Origin of the sequence: Pedobacter sp. (assembly GCF_031119335.1) — a bacterium.
In the GTDB taxonomy this organism is placed as follows: Bacteria; Bacteroidota; Bacteroidia; order Sphingobacteriales; family Sphingobacteriaceae; genus Pedobacter.
The window spans coordinates 200,664-226,969 of sequence record NZ_JAVHXT010000002.1 but is presented as its reverse complement, the minus strand read 5'-3'; the positions used below and the strand labels follow the sequence as shown (position 1 = coordinate 226,969).

Genomic DNA, 26,306 nt, shown 5'->3' with positions numbered 1-26,306 from the left:
GAGATATGAGAACCTTGCTTCAGAGATATCAAGGTCAACAATTCAGCAATAAAACAATTTAACAATTAAGATTTAGGCTTCTGCAGGTTATCTATCAACGATTTTAAAATAGCTCTAGTAGCCGGAGACCACCACTGTTTTAACATTATTTCTAGGTCTTTGGTTTGATCTGCACTAGTTGCTGCAATAATATCTTTACGTAAGTTCACTTTACTGTGCTGCCAAGTATTTGCTTCAAAAGCCATGTATTTCCGCACTTTTCTTTCTGCAGCCGTCATAATGCTTTCTGGTTTCACTACTTCATCTACTAAACCTACACTTAAAGCTTCTTCTGGAGAAAAAAGTTTGCCTTCTAATAAATTACGATAAGCATTGGCTTGTCCTAACCAAAAAGAGTATAACGAGAATATACTGTTAGGAACAATAATGCCAACCGGAACCTCATTTAAGCCAATGATGTACTTGCCTTCAGCCATTATACGGGCATCGCAAGCTAAGGCAATTACGCAACCTCCTGCTGGACTATGACCATTAATAGCCGCTACCAATGGTTTTTTAAATGCAGTAATTTTTGCGCTGAAATTGAGAAACAAATTCCAAAAGCTTTTGGCTTCTTCTTCGTTGTAATGATAAAGTTCAATGAGATCTAAGCCTGCAGAAAAGAAGTTTTCTTTTCCAGTAATGATTACTCCGCCAATATTATCATCGTTTTCGATGTTATGAAGCATATCTTGCAACTCGGTAACCATTTCTCGGTTTAACGAATTTGATTTGCCCCGATTTAAAGTGATAATGGCAAGTTTATCTTTTACGGATGTGGAAATTGTACTCATACCTCTTAGCTTTTAAGATTAAAACATTTGCTGTTCGTGATTATCTTAATCATGAACAGTTTATAAAGCTAAGAGGTTTGATTTTATTATGCAAGCATAAAATTAATGCTCTTCAATGTTCTTTTTATTTTACTTCGTAATTCAACACCTTCCTTGCCAAATTCCCGTTTACATCAATACCCTCTACTACTATGCGGTAAACCCCTGGTACATCAGTATTAAAATAACTAATTTTTGCTTTTCCATTTGCGTCGCTAACCATTTGCGGTTCCCAAAAAACAGTAGTTCTTAGGTCTGGTCTGCTATCCGGTTTTACATCATATTTTGGCGAGTAAAATTCTCTAACAACGCTTAGGCCTTTAGGGTTGAAGTTAATTAAGCCTGGGGTATAGGTGTTAACTGATCTAACTCCGTCACCACGTTTGGTGTTAATTACTATAACACCAGCACCGCCTTGCATGCCATAAATAGCGGTGGTGCCAATACTTTTCAAGATCTCTACGGTTTCTATATCTTGTACTACCAAATCGTCTAAATTAAACTCTTCACCCATATTCATTCCATCAAGCATTATTACCATTGGACTTTGGCTGCCTCTGGCAAAAGCTTGCCCGTTTCTAATCTGCACACCAGCAATACGTCCTTGTAAATACTGCGAAAGTGAAAATGCGGTTTCTAAATCTTTGGCAGTAAAAACGGCATCGGCGTTGCCAGCCCCACCCAAGTTAGACGAATTGTGAGTAGGTTTCCTTTTCTCAACAATGTTTACTGCATCTAATAAAATAGTTCTGTTTAATAAACCTCGCTTAGTTTGGTCATCAAAATACCTACTACTTTCTTGTAGATAGGAAGCCAAAGCTTGGTTTACATTAACTTCAATATCGCCAGTATTTGGATTTTTACTGGTTAGCATTCCGGGAACTTTGTCCATCACGATATCTACAAACTTCCTGTCCTTATCAGTACGGGCTTGCACCACAAATTTAGTGCTATCTAAAAACTCAATGTCGAAATTAAAGCGTCCTTTATCGTCCGTTAAGGTATCGGTCATAAAAAATCCGCCAGTAAACGAAACAAGTGAAACTTTGCCTTTTACTACAGGTTTGCCACTTCTGGTTACGGTTCCGCTAATCTGCATTTTCTTCTCTACCAGAAATTTTGGTGGTGTTTCCACTCCGCTGTTAATCTGCTGCCAATCAATTTTCCGCCAGCCTTGTGTAAGTAAAAGATTATCCAAATCGAACCTCGTATTTCTGTCGTTATTAAGAAAATAATAGTTTGGTTTTTCAACGTAGCCCACCAAATCAGAGGTTAGCAATAGCTTGGTAAGGATATTGGTTTCATTTTCTGGATCTGGTTTTACTGCTGTTGTATTGGTAACTGCAACCGAAAAACTTCCTTGCACTGGTTTGCCATTGTTGCTCGTCGCTAAAGATAAATCTACTTTTTCTCGCTTGCCATAGCTAGTGTTTAAATTTTCCGGTTGTACATCAATCTTGTCATACAAATTGTTAATAAAGGCTATGCGCTCATTTAAAGGCATAAACGTTGAAGATAGCAACGAAATCTGTAAAATTCCCGATGGCAAACTGTCTTTAGGAACAGTTAGAGAAACCACCTGCTTGCTAGAAGCCACCTTGGTAGAAAAATAGACGATACCATTGTGTTGTGCAATTAAGTAGTTGTCTTCTTTGTTCAATAGGTCTTCGGTAAAGTAAACTTTGATAGACATTTTGGTGCTGTCTAAATTACTTACAGAAAGTACACGTCCGCTCTTTTCTGCTATGGGCAAGTTTACAGTTTTTTTTGTGCCATCTGAGAATGTTAAATTGGCTTTGTAGGTTTGTCCGGCAGCTGGGTTTAAAAAGAAAGACCCCATTCCGAGCTTGTTAGTCTCCAATTTAGAAATTTCAGTGCCCTCGTTATTAATAATTATACAAGTGGTTAATTCGCCTAGTCCGTTACTATTCACCGATTTGATGGCCACCTTGTTCGGCAAGCCCTCTACCAATTTGCCACCTTCAGGGAAAAACTGAACATCCACATCTTTTGAAGTGGTTTTTAACGGAATTTCCTTATTTACTACCTGTTTATTTGGCAAAGTGATGTTGGCAATGATTTGACCACTTTTTAAAGCTTCCGGTTGTTTATTTACGGTTTCAATAGTAATTTCTCCCTCAGCGTTGGTGGTGCCTTTGCCCCTTTCTACTGTTTTATTGTTTAATTTAACTTCGTAGTTTATCTGAGCGTTGGTATAAGGAATATTCTGCTTATCAGTAAATTGAATGGTGGTAGTAACTTTCTGCTGATTGTTTTCGGAGCTAACCACATTGCTAGATTTTGTAAAAACCTTGTTTGCCCACGAATTTCCAATTTTAATGGTTTTGTCGAAAAAGAAATTTTCTCCAGCATTGCGCATCCATTGGGTATAGGCCCTAACACGGTAGTTGCCTTCGCTAAGTGAATCGGTCAGTTTAAAATCTCCCCAAGTAATACCACTTCTCATTGGCAGTTTTAATTGCTTGGTTACCGAATCTTTTTCGTTAATCAGTTCTACATAAAGCAAACCGCTAATGGTTGATGGTAGACCTGTTTTGGCATTGATGGTATAAGCTTTAAACCAGATATCATCGCCTATGGCGTAATAAGGTTTATCCATGTGCAGATAAACTTTTTCTTGAGCGCTTTTGCTGGTTAGCTCATCAATTTTTGTAGTGAAATTACTAATGTTAGCATCTTGTGCATTTACCGACGAAGAGCCAATTAAGCTAAGTATAGCTACGCCAAAAACCGATAATATGAAGCGTTTTGAGAGCGTTCTAGAGAGCGTTATCGAGAACGTAATATTTTTAATTTTCATTTGTCTGTGCTTTTAGTTTGCCAATTTGAAATGCTCTTATTACGCCCTTCTTTAAATGTTCTTTTTGCTGATATATTGACAATTAACACCTCAAGTTACAAAAAGCAATTTCTAAATTGATAAACTATAGACTATTATTTTAGTTACAAGGTTCAAAAAGACTTAAAAAATGTTTTTCCACATCATGCTTTCTACTGGGCGTGTGGTTTTATGGTTGTATTTTGCATTGGTTTTAGTGTTGTAAAGGTTGGCAATTTCACCCTCTACCATAAAGTAAATTAATTGGCCAATAGGCATGCCTGCGTAGATACGTACCGGTTGTGCACAAGAAATCTCCAATGTCCAAGTATTACAAAAACCAACGTCGCCTTTACCCGCAGTAGCGTGGATATCTATTCCTAGCCTACCAGTACTGCTTTTTCCTTCTAAAAACGGAATATGTTCATGTGTTTCGGTATATTCTACGGTTACGCCCAAGTATAAAGTGCCTGGTTGCAACACAAAACCATCTTTCGGAATTTCGAAATGTTCTATTTTGTTATGTGCTTTGGCGTCCAATATGCGGTCTTTGTAGGTTGCTAAATATTTGCCTAAGTGTACATCGTAAGAGTTGGTGCCTAAACACTCTGGTTTAAATGGTTCAATAATAATGGTGCCTTTGTCTATCTCTTCAAGTATCCGTTTGTCCGATAATATCATTTTCGCAGTTTTTTGGACTAAATTAGGAGAAAATCACCAAAGGGCAAAGGACATAATGCCAGCAATTTGCGACTTTGGTTTGTTGAGACAAATAAATTGTAGGCCGTTTTTGCATTGATTGCCATGCTATGTTAAAATTTCGTACTTTTGCATTGATTTTCTAATTAGAGGATGCCCGTAGTTTTTGATTTAAAAATTGATGAACATACCGAACTTGCGGTATGGAAAATTGAAGAGAACCATGATCAATTGATGTCTGGTCTTCAGCTTAAGCAGCACGAACTCGATAAAATCGATTCTTTTAAGAGCGAAAAAAGGGCCCTGCAATGGCTCAGCACTCGTTTGTTGCTGCGCACCATGCTCAACACCAAAGAATATATCGATTGCCAAATGGATGATCATGGTAAACCGTACTTGGTAAATTACGATTATCATATTTCATTGAGCCATTCTTATGATTATGCTGCCGTAATGATTAGCAGAGATGCCGATAAAAAAGTAGGGCTGGATATGGAAATGATTAAGCATAAGATTAAGTTGGTTAGACATAAATTCCTGTCGGATGTGGAGTTGGCGCAAAAACAGATTGGCGATAACATCAATGGTTTGTATGTGTGCTGGTGTGCAAAAGAGGCAATTTATAAATGGCATGGCAGAAAAGAATTGGAATTTAAACGGGATATCCACATCAAGCCATTTAAACTAAGGGATGAAGGCGATTTAACTGCTTTGGTTAATTTGCCAGAGGGGACAAAAGAACTCGAAGTAAATTATTTTAAAACCGATGACGGCTATATGTTGGGTTATGTGATAGGGTAAGCCCCTAACCCCTAAAGGGGGATTTAACTACAAAGAGATTTAACAGCACAACCTGAAAGTCCCCTTTAGGGGATTTAGGGGTAACAATACAACAATAAATTCCCCTTTAGGGGCTAGGGGTATGAACAAAAAAGTAAAATATATAGATTGGGGTTTAACTGATTATCAGGAAGCGTGGGATAGGCAAGAGGCAATATTCAATGAAACTGTTGCGCTTAAAGGTAAAAACCGTACAGAAAACACAGCTTTAGAAACACCTAACTATCTTATTTTTAACGAACACCCACACGTTTATACTTTAGGGAAAAGTGGTAAGCCCGAAAATTTGTTGTTAGATGAGGAGGGACTGAAAGACAAAGAAGCAACTTACTACAAGATCAATAGAGGTGGCGACATTACCTATCATGGGCCGGGGCAAATTGTTGGTTACCCTATATTAGATTTAGACAATTTTTTTACTGATATACACCTTTATTTGCGTACTTTGGAAGAAGCGGTAATTCTCACCTTGGCAGATTATGGCATTGCCGCCGGAAGATATGAAGGATACACCGGTGTTTGGTTAGATGCAGATAATGAAAAAGCCCGTAAAATTTGTGCGATGGGCGTACGTTGTAGTCGTTGGGTAACTATGCATGGTTTTGCTTTTAATGTAAATGCTGATTTAGATTACTTCAAAAACATTGTGCCATGTGGTATTGACGATAAAGATGTAACTTCTATGCAGCGTGAATTGGGTAGAGCGTTAGATATGGAAGAGGTGAGATCGAAACTGAAAAACCACATAGCAGCACTTTTTAAAATGGAGCTGGTTTAGCGCCTGCGGTTGTCAAGCACATCAACTTTTCTTAAAATTATTATCTTGCGTTTTTAATCTATTTAACGCAATATGAAATCGATACTCTTCTCCTTTTTATTGCTACCATGTTTTGGTTTTGCGCAAATTAAAATTGAAGGCAAAATAATTGATGCTACTACCAAGCAGCCTATTCCTTATGTGAATTTGGAAAGTTTTAAGTACAAAACTGGTACACAAAGTAACCAAGATGGTGTTTTTGTTTTCGAGCTACCTCAAGGAAAAATTTCAGACACGTTAAAGATTTCATGTGTAGGCTACAAAGCAAAGTATATCACGAATTTAAGTACGGGTGTAGGAGCTATTTACGAACTTCTTCCGGCATCAATTACTTTAAGTGAAGTGGTAATTAAAAAAGGTAAAGTAGTTTTAAAGGAAGTTGGTGTTCTAGAAAAAACGGGCAGTAATTTCAATCCTTTTAATGAAAGGCTTCGTAGGTCTGGAGTTCAAACTGCTGTTTTGATGAAGAATGAAGAAAAGACTACAGGTGTAGTAAAGAGCGTTCATTTTTTTGTAGGCAGACACAAGTACGATGCGCCTTTTAGAGTAAGGTTGTACGATAACGAAAAAGGTTTGCCAGGTTCAGATCTGTTAGGTAAAAGCCTAGAACTTGTTGCTACAAAGAAAAATGCTTGGAACGAGTTTGATATTTCTGAATATCAGATTAAAATTCCTGAAAAAGGTTTTTACGTCGCAATAGAGTGGCTCGCTAATGAAAAGTATGCGTCTGTAAGCAATACTTTTCGTGAAGTAGTTGACGTAAATGGCAAGAAAAAGAAAATACCCAGACCCTTCACCTATTACGGACCTGAAATTGCCCATAGAATAGATTCGTCTTATGGCTTAACCTATCGGAAATTTCTAGGAACTGATTGGTTTTTACATAGGGCAGGTGTCGTACCCAAAGATGGTGATCGCAGCAAAACAGGTTTCGCCGATATATTAACAAAAGCAACCATAGAAATCATTGAATAATTAATCTTAAAAGTGCTAAGAAAAATATTCGTCTAACATTTTGATATTTAGAGGTAAGTGCTAACTTTATCTTAACTAAATCAAAAACTAAAAACCACTAAATTATGGATTATTCATCTGATTACTCTTCTGCTGGCGCCGGTATCTTTGCGGGTGTTTTTTTCATCTTTTTTATCATAGGCTTAGGCATTTCAATTATCAGTATTATTGGAGCGTGGAAAGCTTTTGAAAAAGCTGGTAAGCCAGGTTGGGCTAGCCTCATTCCAATTTATAGTACTTATGTTATGATAGAAATTGTTGGAAAGCCAAGTATTTGGTTGTTATGGTGCCTAATTCCATGTGTTAATATTGTGTTTGGTATTTGGCTAATTAACCTGATGAGCAAAAGCTTCGGGAAAGAAGAAGGGTTTACCGTTGGCTTAATTTTGTTGCCATTTATCTTTTGGCCAATTTTAGGTTTCGGTAGCGCAAAATACATTGGTCCATCTGCGGCTGAGGCACAACAAGGTCGTTTCGGAAATGGTTTTGGCAACCCTAACGATCCGTTTAATCAACAAAACCCAAATCAGTTTTAATTGCTGATTGCTTTAAATATTTACAAAATATCCGCTTTGCTCATTTTGCGCAGGGCGGATATTTTTTTGCTGCCCTGCCCGTTCAAATATCTTTTTGGTTTAGATTGTCCGGGCTGCGGTTTTCAGCGATCTGTTGTTGCCTTGTTAAGCGGTGATCTCACAACAAGTTTAGAACTTTATCCAGCAACAATTCCATTTTTGGTAAGTTTAATGGCAGGTCTTGGTGCTTGGTTGTTTAAATTTAATCAGGAGGCGAAGTGGCTTAAAGCAATGTATTTTTTTACGGGTTTTGTAATCGTCATCAGTTATATTTACAAAATGCTGTTTCAGCATGTGCACTAATTATGGCGAACAAAAAAACTTATCTGGCATTAGGCGATTCTTACACTATTGGTGAAGCTGTAGAACAGGAAGAATCCTTTCCATTTCAGCTAACAAAATTATTAAGTGATGGTGGCGACGCATTTGAGCAACCGAAAGTAATTGCCAAAACAGGTTGGACTACCGATGAACTTCGACACGCCATACAGCAAGAACAAATTACCGAAACTTTCGATTTGGTTACTCTGCTCATCGGCGTAAATAATCAGTATCGCGGTTATTCGCAAGAAACCTACAGAACTGAATTTGCTGAGCTACTAGAAACTGCCATCAGCTTTGCTGCGGGTAAAAAGGAAAATGTTTACGTAGTTTCTATACCAGATTGGGGCGTAACCGAGTTTGCCAAAAATAGTGGGCGTGATTTGCAAGCCATCAGCGATGAGATCGACAGTTTTAACGGGATCAATAGGCAAGAAACGGAAGCAAGAAATGTAACTTATGTAGATATCACTCCTGGATCAAGACAGGCTATAAAAAAGCAAAACCTCATTGCCAGCGACGGACTTCATCCCTCTGGGAAGATGTATAGTGAATGGGCAAAGTTGCTAGCAGAAGAGGTTACTAAATAATCAGATCTTCGTTCTGTAAAGCCCATTTCAGTAAAGCATTGTTTTCATCAGCTAAATTTAGTTTGCGGCAAATTTTGTGGCGGTAATTTTTAACAGTATACGGACTTAAGTAAAGTGTATCTGCAATTTGTTTAGTGGTTTGCCCTTTTAAAATCAACCTTACAATGGCCAACTCAATGTGGTTAATCGGTAACGAGTTGCTGGTTCGTTCGCCGTATTTGGTCTGTAAGGCCACGGTGTTTTCCACTAATTTAATTGCGGTGTAAATCTTAGTTTCATCTACAGGTTTTACAATATAATTAAGTGGCTTGGTGGCTAGCGCTCTTTCTATGGTTGCTTTAGATTGATAAGAGGTGATGTAAATGGTGCCAAATCCATAGGTTTGCTGTAATTCGCTAATGATTTGAATGCCATCTTCATCTTCGTTTAAGTTGATGTCACAAAGCACTAAATGTGGCAAAAAGTCTTTCATCACTCCCTTTACCTCATTTAAATTAATAGCAAGAGCCGTGCTGCAGTTAAAATTAGCTTTCAGTTGTTGCTCAATAAATCGGGCAATAATAATCTCATCTTCTATTATCAGTATCCTCATTTATTCCTATTTAGGGAAATTGAAAGTGTAATTCAAGCCGTTATGATCGGTTAACTTTACGTTGCCTTTTAATTGGCGAGTGAGGTCGTTAATTAAAGAAATACCAAATCCATTATTTGTAGCATTCGTAATTCCTACACCATTGTCACTGTAACTCAAAACCCAGTTTTCGATTTTTGAGGAAATGCTGATATGAATTTTAGGTGATTGATGTGCAGCGAAGGCATGTTTAAATGAATTGGTTATCAGTTCAGAAACAATAAGTCCAAGCGATAATCCAGTTTTAGAGTCCAAAATCAAGTCTTCATCTATTGCTAAGTCAATTTCTACATTCTGTTTATCGAGAAACATACGCTTAGAGTGTGCGGCAATTTCTGAAATAAACTCTTTTAAGGATTTGCTGTGAGGTGTCGCATCAATCAATGGATTTAGGCTGTCGTTAACTAACATCATGGCTTTAATTCTAGCTATATTGTCTTTCAGTACGTGTAATGTTGATGGTTCGATAACCGAGCTTAACTGTAGGCTGTTGAGGCTGTAAAGCAGTTGTAGGTTGTTTTTTACGCGATGGTTCAACTCATTCATTAGCGTTTCTATACGCTCATTTCGTTGGTTTAGTTCTTCAGTTCTTACGGTAACATTTCTTTCTAAAATTTCATTCTGATGTTTCTGAAGAAGATTAAGCTCATTTAGGTAATGCAGCTTATCTTTTTCATTTTGCCGTAGTCGGGCATTTAATCCCGTTAGGAAAAGTAAAACCACGCTAATGGAGATAACTTTAGACGCTATTGGTGTTAATAGATACAGTTTTTCGCCCCAAATGCTAATGGTAATATTAAAGAAAAGCGTGGCTGAAAAGTACAGTGCTAAACCATAGGCCAAATAACGTTCTTGCTTGTCGAGTTGTTTCCAAAGCTTGCAAACTGTGTAAGTTGCATAAGTGATTGGAATAAAAGAGAATAAGATGTTGATTTTTGTAGTGAGGTTATAATTTAGAGTGAGATAATTGATGATGAAAGATGTAATTGAAAGCAAAATAATGGCTACGATTAAGACCTTTCCATATTTGTAAAGCTGCTGGTTTTTAGCTTTGAGGTTCCAAGAATCGATGATAAGAAGAAAAAGACCAAGCAAGCCTATGTGTAAGAAAGTTTGGATACTAAGCCAACTACTTTGCGGATGGTTTGGGAAAAACCAATCGATAAGGTACCTGTTTAAGGCGATGTCATACAAGTAAAAGCCTGACGCAAAGAGTGCCAACCATAAATAAGGTCGATATTTTGTAGAGAGCCAAGAGAGTAATACGTATAAAATGAGTAAAACAGAAGCTCCTTGTAGCCAAAAATCTATGAATTCGCTTTTCGTCTTTGCTGCTAAAAAATCGTTTTTATTGTTCAATTGAAAGTCGAAAATAGGCTCGTATTTTTTTACATGTGTACTCTTTATAAGTAGTTGATACGTCACATCTTTTGCTAAATCTATCGAAAAATGAAAACGGCTATCTGTTGAATGGATTTTATTTAAAGGTCTAAAAGCGCCTGCCTTACGATGGCTTAGTGGCGCATTTGGAGTGTCGGCACGAAAATAAAGCTCGGCAAAGGTTAAATGCCTAAAAGATACAATTGCTTCTGTGTTAGCGCCAGCCTTGAAAGTCGTTAAAAGCCAAAAAGCATGGTCATTTTCACTCGGCTTAAACTGATCAATCTTTTGAAACTGATGAGGATTTGCAAACAACGCTTCGGGATGGTATAAATTGTCCTTGTCTTCTAATATCCTAAAATGTGGTTTTAGCCGAATTTGGTCGTGATGCTGAAATTCGAATTCGTGTTGTGCCTTTCCTAATGTTGCGTATAAACAAAGGCTAAACGAAAGTAACAGCTTGAAGATAAAAAGGTTATTGCGCATTAACGAAGGGATTCTGTCAAATAATTCCTTGTTTTTCGCAGTATAGAGTGCTTAAAGGTACATTTTTTATTCGCCAACATCCTAAAATGAAGGGTAAAATGATTTGTAAATAGAACCCTGGGGTCTATTTCATGGGGTGTTAGGTGTGGGTATTTTTGGGCTTTTTATGTACTTATTTCCTCAAAATTATTTTTTATGATTAAAAAGCATACATCCTTATCGTTTTCTTCCACAAAATGTTAACGCATCTGCAGCAAAAATATTACCCCAAATAAATAAGGCATCTCAAAAGATGCAAGTTAAACAATCAAATAGATATGAAGATAAGATTACTCAACAAAACCTACCTTTTACTAACCCTTTTATTGGCACTTGGTTTCAGTATGCAATCGCAAGGGCAGAACTTAAAGCTTTCCACTAAGATAGTCGCTAGCGATAGAGATAAAGACGACTGGTTTAGTTACAATAGTGTAGATATTAGTGGCAATTATGCAATTTCAGGAGCCTACGTAGAAAAACACAATGCAGCTGGAGGTGCAGAACTTACCGGGGCAGGATCGGCATACATCTTTGAAAAAGAGAATGGTGTTTGGAGCCAAAAACAAAAGCTGGTGGCAAATGATCGGGCTGTAAACAACAGATTTGGCCATTCTACAAGTATGAGTGGAAATGTGGTGGCAATCAGTGCCACAGGATCCTCAAGTGGCCTGGGGGCCGTTTATATCTTTGAAAGAGGAGATAATGGTGTTTGGTCGCAAAAACATAAGATTGTAGGTCTGGTTGCTGGTGGTTACTCTTTTGGTGAGAAAATAAAGCTAAAAGAGAATAGACTATTTATTGCCGATCGTAACAATAAAACGAATGCTACTGGCGGTGCTGCTGTTGATGGCGCCGGAGCAATTTTTGTATTTGAAAGGCAGCCTAACGGTAGTTGGACACAACAACAAAAAATTGTAGCGGGAGATAGATCAGTTAATGCCTATTTTGGAGAGGTTTTCGATGTTGATGGAGATCGTTTGGTAGTGGGAAAAGAAAAGGAAACTAAAGATTTGCAAGGTGCTAACGAATTTGTTAATGCGGGAGCCGTATATGTTTTTGAGAGAGGTAACGACGCAAAATGGACACAAAAGGTAAAGCTGATTGGGCCTGCGGCTGATAGAACAACTCAATTGTATTTTGGGAGAAAATTAGCCCTTAAAGACAATACGCTAGTGATTACAGCAATTGGTGGAAAATCAGATGACGGGGCTCCATATCTACATTATGCGGGCATTTGTTATATCTACCAAAGAGATGCCAATGGCGTATGGAATTATCATAGCCGAATATTTGCTGACGATAGAGAGGCACAAGAATATTTTGGAGAGGCACTCGCTTTTGATGGTACACATTTAGTGGTAGGCGCTCGCAGCGAGGGCGACGCTGGATCGATGGGAGGTTTCCCTTTTCCTGGTGCAGCTAAAAGCTATGGGGCAGCTTATTTTTTCGCAAAAAATGCTGAAGGTAAATATATACAAAAACAAAAAATAGTTGCCACTACAAGAACGGAATTGCAAATGTTTGGAGCCGATTTAGCAATGGATGGTACTAATGTTATTGTAGGCTGTTACAGAGATGATACCGATGCAAATGGCCTAAATTCAAAAGCTATAGCTGGTTCTGCGTACTTGTATGATATCGAAATCCCGGCACCAGCTATAGACCATACCAATGCTTTTATAACCACTTGGGATACTGATAAATTGTCGACTGCACACGTTTCTTTTAATACTACTGGTAGTAATTACGAATATTATTGGGAGAAAATAGGCGATGAGGAAAACACCAATTCGGGTACGTACATGGTGAATACTAATGCTCAAAGTCTTGTACTTCCGCAATTTGCACATGGTACGGGCGCTTATAAACTTTATATCAAGCCTGGTAACGGTACATTTAGCGCATTTAATACCTACGGTTTTGCAAATGAGGCAAAGGGATTAACTGCTGTGCAAAGTTGGGGTAACACAGTTTGGACTAATATGAAATACGCATTTGTAGGAGCCGAAAATATCAATAGCCTGCCAGCCGATGCTCCTAATTTAGCAGCAGTGACTGACATGTCGTGGATGTTCGCTGGTGCAAGTTCATTTAACCAATCAATTAACCATTGGGATGTGAGCAAGGTAACCGATATGTCTAACATGTTTGTTTCAGCCTCGGCTTTCAACCAAAATTTAGGTAGCTGGAATTTAAGCTCGGTTGTAACTATGCAAAACATGTTAAATGGATCTAAATTAAGTAGTACTAACTACGGCCTTACTTTAAAAGGTTGGGCAGAAGGTGCCAATACACCTAATAATATAATTTTAGGTGCGGTAGGTTTAACCTATCCTGCCAATTCAATCCAACATCGCAATGTGTTAACCAACAACAAGAATTGGACTATTGACGACAGCGGAGTGCTTCCAGTTAGTATTGCAAGCTTTAATGCTAGCCTAGCAGTAAGTGATATTAGGCTTATTTGGCAAACAGCCTCAGAGCGAAACAACAAAGAATTTATCTTAAGTCGCTCTGCAGATGGCGTAACTTTTAACGAGTTGACGAGAATAAAAGGTGCGGGAAACTCCAATGAAAACAAAGATTATTTTTATACAGATCGTAACCCATTAAATGGAACTAACTACTATCAACTAGCACAGTTGGATACCGATGGTCAATTAAACATTGTTGGAAATGAAGTGGTTAATTTTAAGCTGTCATCTTCATCTGTTAAAATTTTCCCTAACCCAACTGCTCGTGAAATCAATGTGTCTATCCCATCAGAATTTGGAAAAACTGCCGATGTTAGCATTCTAGATATCACTGGTAAAACATTGCATGCAGAAAAACTAACCTTGTTGCAAGGCTTGGCAAACCATAAACTGAACAACACACAATTGCCTGCCGGAACTTATATCATCAAAATAAAGGGCGAGCAAAAAACAGAAAGCCTAAAGGTTTTAGTTAAATAAAATCCTATTATTTAATACTCTAAAAAAGCGAGGCCTAAAAACTTCGCTTTTTTCATTTAAACCGCTCTCGAAGTCAGGTAAATATAATCTGAAGAAACAGTTTTTAAGAACTGCATTTCATTCATCCCCTCTGGGATAGCAACTGCCAAATGTCCTGATACTTTTGCTGCCATTTGGTAAATCAATTGTGCATTGTGGGTAGTATAATAAGTGCGCACCACTTCATGTATAAGCTCTACATCTCTATCGCTTAATATGGTTACATTTTCAAAAACGGGTATATATTCCTCGCTTTCAAACGGATGAAAAGCAATGTGTTCCATCTTAGTAGCTGGAACGGTTCTAATCAGAGTTGTTCCGGCAACCAAGTCGCCTATACGCTGTTTTTTCTCTGACACAGCAACACAAATAAAGCCCAGCATATTTGCAGTTAGGGTAAAATCAACAATCCTAAATACCCAGCGAATAAAATACTGACCAATGCTTGCCTGTCCGCCATCTAAGCTTACCACCTTAATTTTTAGCAGTTTCTTGCCCAGGCTCTGCCCGTTAAAAATCACTTCGCAAAGTAAATCGTAAAACACATAGCCTACCGCAAATATGATTACCATAATTACAATTGAACTGTTTTTGAGTGTGCTTTCTATTCCAATAATGGCCAAAGCAATCATTGCGATAAAATAGATAATCATAAACATGGCAAAATCCAGAAGATATGCTGCCACTCTTTCGCCCAAGCCGGCTACCGGATAATCTATTTCTACGTGTTGGCTAGTATTAATTTTGATGGTTTCCATTACTTCAAATATAATTTTTTTAACCACACAGATGTATAGGATATGATGTTTTTTGAGCTAGTCGATTATTCTGAGGCCTTATCGTGTTCGTTCAGCAGATTTAGGAATACTAAAGTTTGAAAAAAACTATGTGTCTATATGGTTATGATTGTTTTTTGTTTTATTTTAACGGAAAATATCTCCGGAAACAGAAATAGCTATGAAAGAAGCGCTCTTTGTAAAGCAAAATGCTGAAAAGTGGAAGAATTACGAGGCGCTAAAAACAGATAGTCCCGATGAACTTGCACAGCGTTTTGTAGACATCACTAACGATTTGGCTTATGCCAAGACTTTTTATCCTAAGTCTAAAACTACAGCCTATCTAAATGGCTTGGCTTCGGTGCTGCATCAAGCTATCTATAAAAATAAGAAAGAAGAAAAAGGTAGGTTTTTTAGGTATTGGAAATTGGAGTTGCCCTTGCTTTTTTATACCTATCGTAAACAAATTCTTTATTCATTTATCTTTTTTGTTCTGGCAATGAGCATAGGGGCGCTTTCTGCCAAGTATGACGATCGTTTTGTGCGCTTAATTTTGGGAGACCAGTACGTAAACATGACCAACGAAAACATAGCTAAAGGAGATCCGTTTGGAGTTTATAAAAAAGAAAATGAGTTTGCAATGTTCTTCTACATTGCAGCAAATAATACTTGGGTTTCTTTTGTAATGTTTGTAAGCGGCACCTTGTTTTCTATTGGCCCAGTTTTTTATTTGCTACGTAACGGCATAATGGTTGGCGCTTTCGAATACTATTTTTTCAGCAAGGGCTTGGGCGCACAATCTATTTTGGTTATTTGGATACACGGAACACTGGAGATTTTGTCAATTGTAGTTGTTGGTGGTGCAGGTTTGGTGCTGGGGCATGGGCTGCTTTTTCCGAAAACTTATACCCGTTTAGAGGCTTTCAAAAGAAGTGGTAAAGATGCCACTAAAATTGCATTGGGTATTATTCCAATTATTTTGTTGGCTGCTTTTGTAGAAGGATTTGTTACCCGATATACAGAAATGCCCATTTGGTTAAGTATATCAATATTGGCATCGTCACTAATGTTCATGGTTTGGTACATCATCATTTATCCATATCAGTTAGCTAGAAGAATTGCCATACAACCTCAAACTAGCTCAAATAATTTATAATGAAGGAAAAAATAGAATTTAGACAAGTAAGGGATTTCGAAGGAATAATTTCGGGCACACTTTTATTCATCAAACAAAATATCAAAGCCCTTTTAAAAACCTTCTTTTTGCTTTGTGGGTTCTTTATCCTTGCCGGAATGATCTCCAATGTGTTTATGGAACTTCATCTTATTGATGCAAGCCGAGGTTATGGCTCCCGCTATAATTCAAGTGTTTGGGCTTACATGTTGGGGTGGCGATATCTTTTAGTGATTGTGTTTTCAGTGCTCAACTATACTGCAATGAGCACATCCATACTTAGTTTTGTTGCTTTGTACATTGCTAAGGGCAATGTGGCGCCAACCGTAGAAGAAGTGTGGAGCTACTTTAAATATTACTTCTTCAGGGTAATGTTAAGCGTAATTTTGGTTTATATCATGTGGGTAATCTGTACCGTACTATGCCTAATTCCAGGGGTTTACGTTACGCCTGCTTTTTCTATTTTACTTGCGGTAATGATTTTGGAAAATGCAGATTTTAGCTCCAGTTTCAGTAGGGCTTTTGCTTTAGTGAAACAAAACTGGTGGATTACCTTTGCTACAATTGTTGTGGTAAGTATTATCACTGTTGTTTTTATGATGGTGATATATGCGCCAACCTTAATTTTAACAATGGTTAGCACTTTTACACAAGGTGATGCAAAGCTTTTAAAGAGCTATCAAATATTTACGGCAATTTCGCAATCGCTTTCGCAAGTGTTCATGATCATTCCGTTAATTTCAATAGCATTTATCTACTATAATTTGGCAGAGCGAAAGGAAAGCCAAGGTTTAATGGGCAGAATTGAAGAATTTGGAAATACACAGGCTCCCGTATCACACCCCGACGAAGATTATTAATATGCGTATACTGCTTTTAGCTGTTTTATTGTTTTTTTCGACGAATTTGTTGGCCCAACAACAGCCCCAACTCATTGTACGCAAGCCTATAAAAGATACCATTGCCCTAAAGTTAGATAGCAGCAAAACCCAAGTTCGTGAGTTTGATAACCAGACCATCCAAGAGTATAAAGCAGACAAGGAGTTTCAGTATGGTGATGAGGAACCCAAAGGCTTAAACTGGTGGCAACGCTTTTGGCGAAATTTTTGGAGTTGGTTAGATAGACTTTTCGGAGAGAGAAACCCCACCAATACCAAACCCACCATTTGGCCATTAGTTTTAAAATACACCACCATTGTAATTTGCATAGGCTTAATTGTGTTTGCTATTTTTAAGTTGACAGGCGTAGATCTAAAATTCTTAACCGGAAAATCTAAAGCTGTAGATGTGCCATACGATGAGAGTTTAGAAAACATCCATGAAATTAGTTTTGATGACGAAATTGAAAACACCCTTCGAAATGGAAATTACCGTTTGGCAGTTCGACTGCTTTACTTGCAAACTTTAAAGCATTTGAGCGATAAAGGGGTGATTGATTGGTTGCCAAACAAAACGAATTTGGCTTACGTAAAGGAAGTACAAAAGGAAGCGGGTTTCGATGACTTTGCGAACCTCACCAACCAATTTGAGTACATTTGGTACGGCGACTTTAATATCGATAAAGTTACTTTCGGTGAAATACAACAGTCTTTTCAACAATTTAATGCAGCAGTAAAATGAGCGGATTGAAAAGATATATGATTTTTGGCAGCTTGTTATTGGTACTTTACCTCGTTGCGCAATACACCAAACCTATAGAGGTAAATTGGGCTACAACATACTTGCCAGAAGATAAAATTCCTTTTGGTACCTACATTTTGAGGAATCATGCAAAAGAGTTATTCCCGAAATCTGAGCAGAAGGTTTACAAAACTGATATTTATAATTCCTTAAAAAATGCACCAAAGAGCAGCTCAAATTATTTCATTATTGCATCAAACTTAAAGACATCGGCACTTGATTTTGCAGCGATGAAAAAATACATGGAGGCTGGAAATCATGTGCTGATTGCGGCTTTTCAAATGAATGGAGCGCTGGCAGATTCACTTAATATACAATTGGGTTCCGATTTCGATTTTCAAAATAAAACCAAGTATCCAATTAACTTTACGTCGCCGCATTTAAAGCGAGATATGGATTACTATTTCGAAAAAGGAATTGCTGCACAGTATTTTAGCGGATTAGATCGAAAAAAAGCAATTGTTCTTGGTCGTAAATACGATCAGCACCCCAACTTAATTCAGTATCGATTTGGTAAAGGGAGTTTATTGTTATGTCCAAACCCGCAATTGTTTACCAATTATAGCCTACTTAACGAAAATGGTTCAGATTATGCCGCAAAGGTGTTTTCTTATTTGCCGCAGGCGAAGACTATTATTTGGGATGAATATTATAGCCGACCAGTAGTGAACAGCCAATCTGTTTTACGGGTATTATTTAGTTACGACGAATTGCGCTGGGCCTATTATTTAGCAATTATCGGTTTAGTTATATTCGTTCTTTATGAGATGAAGCGCCGACAAAGAATTATCCCAGTTTTAGATCCTTTGAAAAACAGCGCTGTAGAATTTGTACAGACTATCGGACGAGTTTACTATCAACAGCGTAACAACCACGATATTCTTGACAAAAAAGTTAATTATTTCTTAGAATATTTGAGGAACAAGTACCGTCTAAAAACAACCGAACTAGATCAAGATTTTGTAGATACTTTGGTGAAGATTACAAGCATTGATACGGCACTTATTGAGCAATTAATTGGTTACGTTAATACCATTGAAAAAATGGATCGGAACACAAAAATAACAGATCAGTATTTAATTGAATTTAATAAGTTAATAGAGCAATTTTATAAACTAGATAGGTTTTAACACATAGACACATAGACGATGTTAACAAAGAGATACTTAAATGAGTTAACTTATGAGGTGCTAGGAAGTGCAATTGAAGTTCATAAAACTTTAGGTAGCGGTTTACTAGAAAGCGTCTATCACGAATGTTTGAAAGAAGAATTATTGTATAGAGGTATTGATTATCAATCAGAGGTTAAAGTGCCAGTTTTGTATAGGAGTAAAGTACTCGACGTTAATTTACGGTGTGATTTAATTGTACAGAATTGTTTAGTAGTTGAATTGAAGTCGGTGCAGGAAATGCCAAATATTTTTGATGCACAACTTCTGACTTATATGAAGTTGTTGAAATGCCCCAAAGGTGTACTAATTAATTTTAATTGTGCTAATATTTTCAAAGAAGGGCAAAAAACTTTAGTAAACGAATATTTTAAAAGATTACCTGAACAATAGAACTTATGTGTCTATGTGGTTCAAATAAAACAAGATATAAGCATGGAACAAGAAATGTTTAACCACCGCACCGATTTAAGTCAGCTTAACCAAGCGGTAGATCAAATTAGACAACAATTGGGCAAAATAATTGTAGGGCAAACAGAAACAATTGATCTGTTAATCGCTGGTTTACTGGCCAACGGACATTTGCTTTTGGAAGGCGTGCCAGGAGTAGCAAAAACTTTAAGTGCAAAATTGGTAGCCAAAAGCATTGCCGCAACGTTTTCTCGCATTCAATTTACGCCCGATTTAATGCCTTCTGATGTATTGGGTACTGCTGTATTCAGTCCTAAAACTGCAGAGTTTCAATTTAGGCAAGGGCCGATATTTGGTAACATCATCTTGGTAGATGAAATTAATCGTGCACCAGCAAAAACGCAGTCGGCATTGTTTGAGGCCATGGAAGAGCGCCAGGTTACCGTTGATGGAACAACTTATAAATTAGAAGAGCCTTTTATGGTATTGGCCACACAAAATCCAGTAGAGCAGGAGGGAACTTACCGTTTGCCAGAAGCACAGTTAGACCGTTTTCTGTTCAAGGTTGAAATTAAATATCCAACCTTAGAAGAGGAAATTGAGATTTTAACACAGCAACATCAGCAAAATACACAACATCAGCTAGAAGAAATTAAACCAGTGTTGGATATTGCTCAGATTACTTCGTTAAGAGCAACGATAAAAGCTTTGTTTGTAGAGCCTAAGTTGCTGGCTTATGCAGCACAAATTGTTCACGAAACTCGCCAAAATAAAGCCCTGTATTTGGGCGCTTCGCCAAGGGCTTCTTTAGCATTAATTAACAGTGCAAAAGCAATTGCAGCAATGGCTGGTAGAGATTTTGTAACACCAGATGATATTGTGAAAGTAGCTACGCCGGTGTTGGCGCATCGTGTAATGCTTAGTCCAGAGAAAGAGATGGAAGGTTTGACAACGTCGGATATTATTGCGCAGATTATTAAGAAAATAGAGGTGCCGAGGTAAAAATAAGGCAGAGAGATTTTAACGTTTCGCTATATGCTCATTGTCATTTTTGCCTCACGTATCCCCCGCTGGCGGGGGAATTGAAGGGGGTGGAATTATTTAAACAAGATTAAATATTGCTCAAAAAATGGAAGACGCCGATAAATCTAACCTTTGGCATTATAATAAGCGCCTCCAGAGATATGCAAACGAGAATAGAAAGGGCATTACTAAAGCGGAAGCTTGCATTTGGAAACATGTTCTAAGCGCAAGGCAAATGCAAGGATACCAATTTAGAAGACAGCGGCCAGTTTTGAATTATATAGCCGATTTTCTTTGTAAAGAATTGATGTTGATTATCGAAGTTGACGGATTGACACATGATTGGGAAGAAGTTGCGGAAAATGATATAATTAGAGAAGGGCAATTAAAGGAGGTTGGCTTTTCAGTCTTGAGGTTTTCCGATGAAGAAGTCCTGACTAATATTGAAAATGTGATTAGAACAATTGAAAATTATATAGAGGAGTATAAGACAAACCACCCCCTTTAATTCCCCCGCCAGCGGGGGATACTGGATGCAGACCTAACATCTTGTTTAAGCAAAGCGCTATAGACAACATTGTCGTCCCCCCTCAAAGAGCATCGTGTGGACACATTTATTGAAAATAGCAGATTTCCTCCCCCTGCCCCCTCGGAGAGGGGGATAGGCAAATTGCTTAAGCATGATGTGTCACGGGGGATTCAAGGGGGATTGAGATGTGTCCAAACGATAGCCTCTTTGAAGGGGCAGGAATTAAAAAATGATAAATTTAAATGCTCGAAGTAAATTACTCTCGTCATTGCGAGGTGCGAAGCAATCTTACAACGCTAGTAAGGATTAACCTTCACTTTAGGATTGCTTCGTGCCTCGCAATGACGGCAAAATGAAATAATGGAAAAACTATTTAGAAAATTCTATACCAATCTCTTTCTCGAAAACAGGCTTTTCATAGCACTGGGCGCTTGCTCGGCCTTGTTTCTTTTTGCCTTTTTTTTACCCATCTTGGGCGATATTCCATACATTACCTTTGGTGTATTGTTACTCTTGTTTTTGATTGATATCTACTTGCTTCATTCGTCAAAAAAAGCAGTTTTCTTACGAAGAGATGTGCCAGAAAGACTAAGCAATGGTGATGATAACGAACTCAAAATCTATCTCGAAAACTTTTACCCATTTCAAGTATCGATAGGTATTATTGACGAAATTCCGTTCCAATTCCAAAAGCGAGATTTGTGGTTTAACACTACGCTTAAAACGAAAGAACAAAAAATCATCAATTACTTTTTGCGCCCCACCAAACGTGGTGAGTACGATTTCGGTTTTACCAGATTGTTCGTGAAATCTCCTCTGGGTTTGGTAAGTAGAAGATTTAACATTGCTGGTGCTGGAATGGTGCCTGTTTATCCATCTTTTCTGAAATTAAGGGAGTACGAGTTGATGGCAATTTCCAACCGTCTAACTGATGTAGGTATAAAGAAAATTAGAAGGGTAGGCCATAGTATGGAATTCGACCAAGTGAAGAACTACGTAGCTGGAGATGATTTTAGAACCATCAACTGGAAAGCTACTGCTCGCCGCTCTGATTTGATGGTAAACACTTACACCGAAGAGCGTTCACAGCATATTTACTGCGTAATCGATAAATCGAGGGCTATGAAAATGCCTTTTGAAGGTATGAGTTTGCTGGATTATGCGATTAACGCTAGTCTTATTTTATCAAGTGTAGCTTTAATTAAACAAGATAAAGCAGGGCTAATTACCATTGCCGAGAAGACAAAAAATGTAGTTTTGGCAGATCGCAGGCCGACGCAACTCAATAAAATAATGGAAGTGCTGTACAAAGAGAAAACCCGTTATCTCGAAACAGATATGGAAGCACTTTTTGTGAGCTTGCGTTCGGCATTAAAGCAACGTAGTTTGGTGGTTTTCTTCACTAACTTCGAGAGCATGTCGGCATTAGAAAGGCAATTGCCATACCTTAAGCGCATAGCGAAATATCACTTATTGTTAGTGGTGTTTTTTGAGAATACTACTTTGAGAACATTAAGTGACGATGATGCAAAAGATGTAGAAGGTATCTATATTAAAACCATTGCCGAGAAATTTGCTTACGAGAAACGTTTGATGGTAAAGGAACTGACCAAGCACGGCATTTTAAGTTTGCTTACGGCTCCACAAAATCTAACAGTTAATGTGGTAAATAGGTATTTAGCTATCAAAGCAAGGCAACAGATATAACCCCTAAATCCCTCCGATGTATCGGAGCAAGCTCTAAAGGGAACTTTTTAATAGCAGATTGTTTACCTGCATCATGCTAGAAATTCCCCCTTTAGGGGGGTAGGGGGTGTTATATCAATTCCAACATTTCTACCGCCTCGTCAATATTTCCAATATTGTCAAAAGAAATGCGAAGGCTGTCTTTCACCTCTTTTAAATTACACAAACGTGGATGCAATTGAGCAAAGGCTAAAACTCTATTAAATGTTTCCGAGTCGAAGAATTTAGATTGCTTATCGCTCACAAAATAACCTCTCAATATATTCTTTTTATAGCTCACTTTTTCGAAGCCCAATTTCTTGGCAATCCATTGCAAACGCACTACTTTAAGCATAGCTAAAATTTGCGAAGGCACAGGACCAAATCTGTCTTTCATCCTTAGTTCAAAAGCGGATATTTGCTGTTCGGTTTCTAGTTTAGAAATTTCGGTGTAAAGGTTGTATCGCTCTGTAATATTGGTTACGTAGCTATCCGGAATGTGCATTTCTACATCAGTATCAACCTGAGTGAAACTTACATAAGGTCTTTCGGGTTGGTCTTTGAACAAATCCTTAAACTCATCGTCCTTCAATTCCTGGATGGCTTCATCTAAGATTTTGTTGTACATCTCGAAACCAATCTCGGCAATAAATCCACTTTGTTCGCCACCTAAAAGGTTACCACTGCCACGAATATCCAAATCACGCATAGCGATGTTGAAGCCACTACCTAAGTCAGAAAATTCTTCGATGGCACTTAAACGTTTACGGGCTTCATCCGTTAGGGTAGATAAAGGCAAACTCAATAAATAACAGAAAGCCTTTTTATTAGAACGCCCTACACGACCACGCATTTGGTGCAAATCGCTCAAACCAAACATGTGCGCATGATTAATGATAATCGTATTGGCATTAGGTACATCCAAACCAGTTTCAATAATCGTAGTAGCTACCAAAACATCTTTCTCACCATTAATAAAATCCAGCATTACATCTTCCAAAGCATCGCCTTCTAACTGACCGTGTGCAATACCAATTCGAGCGGTAGGCACTAAAGTTTGTATCAGCCCTGCTAGTTGTTTTAAATCTTGCACACGGTTGTGTACAAAGAAAACCTGTCCGCCACGGTCTAACTCGAACTGTACAGCTTCTTGCAATAGCTTATCGTTAAACACATGCAATTCGGTAGTTACAGGCTGTCTGTTCGGTGGCGGTGTATTAATGATAGATAAATCTCGGGCACCCATTAAAGAAAAGTGCAAAGTACGAGGAATTGGCGTTGCGGTTAAGGTTAGCGTATCTACACTTACACGCAGCGCACGTAATTTTTCCTTAGCTGCTACCCCAAACTTCTGCTCTTCGTCAATCACCATTAAGCCTAAATCTTTAAACTTCACATCTTTACTTAATAGACGGTGAGTTCCAATAATAATGTCAACTTTGCCTTGTGCCAATTTCTCCAGACTTTCCTTAACCTGTTTAGAGGTTTTAAAACGATTGATATAATCTACTGTACAAGGGAAATCTTTTAATCTCGAAGAAAAAGTTTTGAAGTGTTGCAAAGCTAAAATAGTAGTTGGTACTAAAACAGCCACTTGTTTTCCGTTAGCAACAGCTTTAAAAGCTGCACGTAAAGCTACCTCGGTTTTGCCAAAGCCCACATCGCCGCAAACTAAACGATCCATTGGGTGTGGTGCTTCCATGTCGCGTTTTACATCGGTGGTAGCTTTCATTTGATCTGGGGTATCTTCGTAAATAAACGAAGCTTCCAGTTCGGTATCTAAATAGCTATCGGGAGCGAAAGCCGTACCCACTTGTGCCTTACGCATGGCATAAAGCTTAATCAGGTCGCGAGCAATGTCCTTAACTTTTTTTTTAGTGTTTTTTTTTAGTTTGTCCCAAGCCTCGGTACCTAGCTTGTTCATTTTTGGAGGTGTGCCATCTTTACCACTATATTTCGCAATGCGATTTAGGGAGTTGATGTTCACGTACAGCAAGTCATTATCGGCATAAACCAAACGGATCATTTCCTGCATTTTTCCGTTGGTTTCTACCTTCTCCAGCCCTGCGTATTTGCCAATTCCGTGGTCAATGTGGGTTACAAAATCACCTGGTTTTAAATCTCTCAGCTCTTTTAAAGTGATGGCTTGGCTGCGCTGATAACCTTTTTTGAGTTGATATTTATAGAAACGGTCAAATATCTGATGATCGGTGTAAAAAGCTACTTTTTGTGTAAAATCTACAAAACCTTCACGTAAAGGAACATGAATTGGAATAAACTTTACGGTTTTGTCGATATCATCTAAAATTGCATACAAACGTTCAATCTGCTTGGCCGAATTGCTAAAAATAAAATTGTTAACGCCCTGCTTTTCGTTTTCCTTAAAATTATGTATCAACAGGTTAAAATCTTTATTGAACGATGGCTGCGGTTTGGTGTCGAACTGAAAAACGTGGTCTGTTTCATAAAAAAACTGTTTCCCAAACTCTACCAATGTAAAATCGTGGAATAAATCCGCTAACATTTTATCATCAGTAAATGCAAATTTAGGATCTAACCAATTCGGGTTGGCTTGCTTTTCTGCAGCTGATAAAGCTTTCCAAAGTTCGTTGGCTTTTTTGTAACCAGATTTAACAATGTCTAAAGTAAAAGCAACATCTTTAAACCAAAGTTGAGTGTCTTTCTCAATATAATCTAGTAGGCTGATATTATTTTCTGTAAGAAACTTAGCCTGTACGTTGGGTACAATGGTTAAGGTTTTTACATCATCTACCGAAAGCTGACTTTCAATTTCGAAGGTACGGATGCTTTCAACTTCGTCTCCAAAAAACTCGATACGATAAGGTAAATCATGTGAGAACGAGAAAATATCTACAATACCACCACGAATAGAAAATTGCCCGGGTTCGTAAACAAACTCCGAACGTTCAAAATCGTATTCGAATAAAAATTCATTGATAAAATCGATGCCCAAACTAGCACCAACATTAATCTCTAAAGTGTTTTTTTCTAGTACGCTTCGATCAATCACTTTTTCTGCTAGCGCTTCGGGATAAGTAACTACAATCTGCCCATATTCGCTTTGGTGGTTCAGTTCGTTCAATACCTCTGCACGAGCCAATACGTTAGAGGTATCTACTTGCGTAAATTCGAACGGTTTGCGGAACGACGAGGGAAACAGCAAAATTTCCTTACCCAAAATGCTTTCCAAATCGGAAGAAAAATAGGCGGCTTCCTCTCGGTTGGGCAGTACAAAAAGTTGGGGCTTATGCTGTAAAAAATAGGTTGTAAGCGCAATTACGGCATCGGAAGAACCCACCAATCCCTTGATTTGAGTTTTGCTCTTGCTGTTATTGAGTGATTGCGCAATGGCAAGAACTCTTTGGTCTGTCTTAAATCTGTTAATTAAATCTCTAACGTTCACTAGTCAAAGATACGGAATGATAAACGGTAGTTGTAAGTCTAATTATGAAAAAAAATATTTAGCTGCCGTGGTGTAAATACATAATGATGCAAGGAATAAAAAAGATTGATAATTGCGAGTTATAGCTGTATTGTGTGTGTTTTGTAACAATAATGTTATTATAAACGCTTTAAACGTTTAAACACGATTAAAAGTTTGGCTCTTTTCTATAATTACAACCAATTTGTGTTAAATGTGATGCAATTGATGAATTTAACCGCTAAAAATTAAATAATCTATGATTGACAGTCTACCTCTTT

22 protein-coding genes are annotated in these 26,306 nt (G+C 37.9%); 15 read left to right on the top strand and 7 right to left on the bottom strand.

The annotated features are described in order from the left end of the window. Positions 1-65 precede the first annotated feature (65 nt). The 3 genes from REI64_RS03120 to dcd all read right to left on the bottom strand — a co-directional run bounded on the left by REI64_RS03120 (position 66) and on the right by dcd (position 4,392). Positions 66-833 carry an enoyl-CoA hydratase/isomerase family protein gene (locus REI64_RS03120; protein WP_308848634.1) on the bottom strand — a complete coding sequence of 256 codons (768 nt, stop codon included), beginning with the start codon at positions 831-833 and terminating at the stop codon, positions 66-68. A 124-nt stretch (positions 834-957) separates the two neighbouring features. Further along, positions 958-3,693: a TonB-dependent receptor plug domain-containing protein gene (locus REI64_RS03115; RefSeq protein WP_308848633.1), complete on the bottom strand. Its 2,736-nt coding sequence runs from the start codon at positions 3,691-3,693 to the stop codon at positions 958-960. A gap of 162 nt (positions 3,694-3,855) precedes the next feature. Beyond that, complete coding sequence (dcd, locus tag REI64_RS03110; protein WP_308848632.1) at positions 3,856-4,392, bottom strand: dCTP deaminase; 537 nt, start codon at positions 4,390-4,392, stop codon at positions 3,856-3,858. Positions 4,393-4,563: 171 nt separating this feature from the next. On the opposite strand from dcd, the gene REI64_RS03105 reads away from it, so the two are divergent. From REI64_RS03105 to REI64_RS03080, 6 genes are all read left to right on the top strand, one after another. Further along, complete coding sequence (locus tag REI64_RS03105) at positions 4,564-5,211, top strand: 4'-phosphopantetheinyl transferase superfamily protein (protein WP_308848631.1); 648 nt, start codon at positions 4,564-4,566, stop codon at positions 5,209-5,211. A gap of 121 nt (positions 5,212-5,332) precedes the next feature. Continuing rightward, positions 5,333-6,028, top strand: coding sequence for a lipoyl(octanoyl) transferase LipB (gene lipB, locus REI64_RS03100; RefSeq protein WP_308848630.1), 696 nt, complete (start codon positions 5,333-5,335; stop codon positions 6,026-6,028). A 72-nt stretch (positions 6,029-6,100) separates the two neighbouring features. Further along, positions 6,101-7,042: a carboxypeptidase-like regulatory domain-containing protein gene (locus REI64_RS03095; protein ID WP_308848629.1), complete on the top strand. Its 942-nt coding sequence runs from the start codon at positions 6,101-6,103 to the stop codon at positions 7,040-7,042. A 104-nt stretch (positions 7,043-7,146) separates the two neighbouring features. Then, the gene (locus tag REI64_RS03090; protein ID WP_308848628.1) at positions 7,147-7,617 is read left to right on the top strand and encodes a DUF5684 domain-containing protein; all 471 of its coding nucleotides are present in this window, start codon (positions 7,147-7,149) and stop codon (positions 7,615-7,617) included. Beyond that, positions 7,618-7,959, top strand: a complete 342-nt coding sequence (locus REI64_RS03085) for a DUF2752 domain-containing protein (RefSeq protein ID WP_308848627.1) — start codon at positions 7,618-7,620, stop codon at positions 7,957-7,959. It abuts the gene before it with no gap. A gap of 2 nt (positions 7,960-7,961) precedes the next feature. Continuing rightward, complete coding sequence (locus tag REI64_RS03080) at positions 7,962-8,567, top strand: SGNH/GDSL hydrolase family protein (RefSeq protein WP_308848626.1); 606 nt, start codon at positions 7,962-7,964, stop codon at positions 8,565-8,567. On the opposite strand, the gene REI64_RS03075 is transcribed toward REI64_RS03080, so the two are convergent. Further along, positions 8,560-9,159 carry a response regulator transcription factor gene (locus REI64_RS03075; RefSeq protein WP_308848625.1) on the bottom strand — a complete coding sequence of 200 codons (600 nt, stop codon included), beginning with the start codon at positions 9,157-9,159 and terminating at the stop codon, positions 8,560-8,562. The genes REI64_RS03080 and REI64_RS03075 overlap by 8 nt on opposite strands. 6 nt (positions 9,160-9,165) lie before the next feature. Continuing rightward, positions 9,166-11,064, bottom strand: coding sequence for a 7TM diverse intracellular signaling domain-containing protein (locus REI64_RS03070; RefSeq protein WP_308848624.1), 1,899 nt, complete (start codon positions 11,062-11,064; stop codon positions 9,166-9,168). Between the two features lie 317 nt (positions 11,065-11,381). On the opposite strand from REI64_RS03070, the gene REI64_RS03065 reads away from it, so the two are divergent. Next, a complete protein-coding gene (locus tag REI64_RS03065; protein WP_308848623.1) occupies positions 11,382-14,057 on the top strand; it encodes a BspA family leucine-rich repeat surface protein in 2,676 nt (891 codons plus the stop codon). A 56-nt stretch (positions 14,058-14,113) separates the two neighbouring features. Here REI64_RS03065 and REI64_RS03060 read toward each other — a convergent pair whose 3' ends face one another. Next, the gene (locus REI64_RS03060) at positions 14,114-14,854 is read right to left on the bottom strand and encodes an RDD family protein (protein WP_308848622.1); all 741 of its coding nucleotides are present in this window, start codon (positions 14,852-14,854) and stop codon (positions 14,114-14,116) included. A gap of 199 nt (positions 14,855-15,053) precedes the next feature. Between REI64_RS03060 and REI64_RS03055 the strand changes: the two genes are divergently transcribed. The 8 genes from REI64_RS03055 to REI64_RS03020 all read left to right on the top strand — a co-directional run bounded on the left by REI64_RS03055 (position 15,054) and on the right by REI64_RS03020 (position 22,565). Then, a complete protein-coding gene (locus REI64_RS03055) occupies positions 15,054-16,028 on the top strand; it encodes a stage II sporulation protein M (RefSeq protein ID WP_308848621.1) in 975 nt (324 codons plus the stop codon). Then, the gene (locus REI64_RS03050; protein WP_308848620.1) at positions 16,028-16,906 is read left to right on the top strand and encodes a hypothetical protein; all 879 of its coding nucleotides are present in this window, start codon (positions 16,028-16,030) and stop codon (positions 16,904-16,906) included. The genes REI64_RS03055 and REI64_RS03050 overlap by 1 nt, the downstream gene beginning before the upstream one ends. 1 nt (position 16,907) lies before the next feature. Further along, positions 16,908-17,666 carry a DUF4129 domain-containing protein gene (locus tag REI64_RS03045; RefSeq protein WP_308848619.1) on the top strand — a complete coding sequence of 253 codons (759 nt, stop codon included), beginning with the start codon at positions 16,908-16,910 and terminating at the stop codon, positions 17,664-17,666. Next, on the top strand, positions 17,663-18,856 hold the full coding sequence (locus tag REI64_RS03040) for a DUF4350 domain-containing protein (RefSeq protein ID WP_308848618.1): 1,194 nt from the start codon (positions 17,663-17,665) through the stop codon (positions 18,854-18,856). The genes REI64_RS03045 and REI64_RS03040 overlap by 4 nt, the downstream gene beginning before the upstream one ends. A gap of 18 nt (positions 18,857-18,874) precedes the next feature. Further along, complete coding sequence (locus tag REI64_RS03035) at positions 18,875-19,288, top strand: GxxExxY protein (RefSeq protein ID WP_308848617.1); 414 nt, start codon at positions 18,875-18,877, stop codon at positions 19,286-19,288. Between the two features lie 42 nt (positions 19,289-19,330). Then, the gene (locus tag REI64_RS03030) at positions 19,331-20,308 is read left to right on the top strand and encodes a MoxR family ATPase (RefSeq protein ID WP_308848616.1); all 978 of its coding nucleotides are present in this window, start codon (positions 19,331-19,333) and stop codon (positions 20,306-20,308) included. Between the two features lie 127 nt (positions 20,309-20,435). Further along, positions 20,436-20,837, top strand: coding sequence for an endonuclease domain-containing protein (locus REI64_RS03025; protein WP_308848615.1), 402 nt, complete (start codon positions 20,436-20,438; stop codon positions 20,835-20,837). 381 nt (positions 20,838-21,218) lie between these two features. Continuing rightward, positions 21,219-22,565, top strand: a complete 1,347-nt coding sequence (locus REI64_RS03020) for a DUF58 domain-containing protein (protein ID WP_308848614.1) — start codon at positions 21,219-21,221, stop codon at positions 22,563-22,565. Between the two features lie 109 nt (positions 22,566-22,674). Here REI64_RS03020 and mfd read toward each other — a convergent pair whose 3' ends face one another. Next, entirely contained in the window at positions 22,675-26,007 is a 3,333-nt protein-coding gene (gene mfd, locus REI64_RS03015; RefSeq protein ID WP_308848613.1) for a transcription-repair coupling factor, read from the bottom strand. Between the last annotated feature and the right edge of the window lie 299 nt (positions 26,008-26,306).

Excerpts from the sequence above, each read along its gene's own strand:
- REI64_RS03045 (WP_308848619.1), top strand. The coding sequence starts at position 16,908 with ATGCGTATACTGCTTTTAGCTGTTTTATTGTTTTTTTCGACGAATTTG.
- REI64_RS03030 (WP_308848616.1), top strand. The coding sequence starts at position 19,331 with ATGGAACAAGAAATGTTTAACCACCGCACCGATTTAAGTCAGCTTAAC.
- REI64_RS03070 (WP_308848624.1), bottom strand. The coding sequence starts at position 11,064 with ATGCGCAATAACCTTTTTATCTTCAAGCTGTTACTTTCGTTTAGCCTT.
- dcd (WP_308848632.1), bottom strand. The coding sequence starts at position 4,392 with ATGATATTATCGGACAAACGGATACTTGAAGAGATAGACAAAGGCACC.
- REI64_RS03055 (WP_308848621.1), top strand. The coding sequence starts at position 15,054 with ATGAAAGAAGCGCTCTTTGTAAAGCAAAATGCTGAAAAGTGGAAGAAT.
- lipB (WP_308848630.1), top strand. The coding sequence starts at position 5,333 with ATGAACAAAAAAGTAAAATATATAGATTGGGGTTTAACTGATTATCAG.
- REI64_RS03020 (WP_308848614.1), top strand. The coding sequence starts at position 21,219 with ATGGAAAAACTATTTAGAAAATTCTATACCAATCTCTTTCTCGAAAAC.
- REI64_RS03075 (WP_308848625.1), bottom strand. The coding sequence starts at position 9,159 with ATGAGGATACTGATAATAGAAGATGAGATTATTATTGCCCGATTTATT.
- REI64_RS03105 (WP_308848631.1), top strand. The coding sequence starts at position 4,564 with ATGCCCGTAGTTTTTGATTTAAAAATTGATGAACATACCGAACTTGCG.
- REI64_RS03050 (WP_308848620.1), top strand. The coding sequence starts at position 16,028 with ATGAAGGAAAAAATAGAATTTAGACAAGTAAGGGATTTCGAAGGAATA.
- REI64_RS03060 (WP_308848622.1), bottom strand. The coding sequence starts at position 14,854 with ATGGAAACCATCAAAATTAATACTAGCCAACACGTAGAAATAGATTAT.
- REI64_RS03095 (WP_308848629.1), top strand. The coding sequence starts at position 6,101 with ATGAAATCGATACTCTTCTCCTTTTTATTGCTACCATGTTTTGGTTTT.
- REI64_RS03120 (WP_308848634.1), bottom strand. The coding sequence starts at position 833 with ATGAGTACAATTTCCACATCCGTAAAAGATAAACTTGCCATTATCACT.
- REI64_RS03080 (WP_308848626.1), top strand. The coding sequence starts at position 7,962 with ATGGCGAACAAAAAAACTTATCTGGCATTAGGCGATTCTTACACTATT.
- REI64_RS03025 (WP_308848615.1), top strand. The coding sequence starts at position 20,436 with ATGGAAGACGCCGATAAATCTAACCTTTGGCATTATAATAAGCGCCTC.
- REI64_RS03035 (WP_308848617.1), top strand. The coding sequence starts at position 18,875 with ATGTTAACAAAGAGATACTTAAATGAGTTAACTTATGAGGTGCTAGGA.
- REI64_RS03065 (WP_308848623.1), top strand. The coding sequence starts at position 11,382 with ATGAAGATAAGATTACTCAACAAAACCTACCTTTTACTAACCCTTTTA.
- REI64_RS03115 (WP_308848633.1), bottom strand. The coding sequence starts at position 3,693 with ATGAAAATTAAAAATATTACGTTCTCGATAACGCTCTCTAGAACGCTC.
- REI64_RS03040 (WP_308848618.1), top strand. The coding sequence starts at position 17,663 with ATGAGCGGATTGAAAAGATATATGATTTTTGGCAGCTTGTTATTGGTA.
- REI64_RS03090 (WP_308848628.1), top strand. The coding sequence starts at position 7,147 with ATGGATTATTCATCTGATTACTCTTCTGCTGGCGCCGGTATCTTTGCG.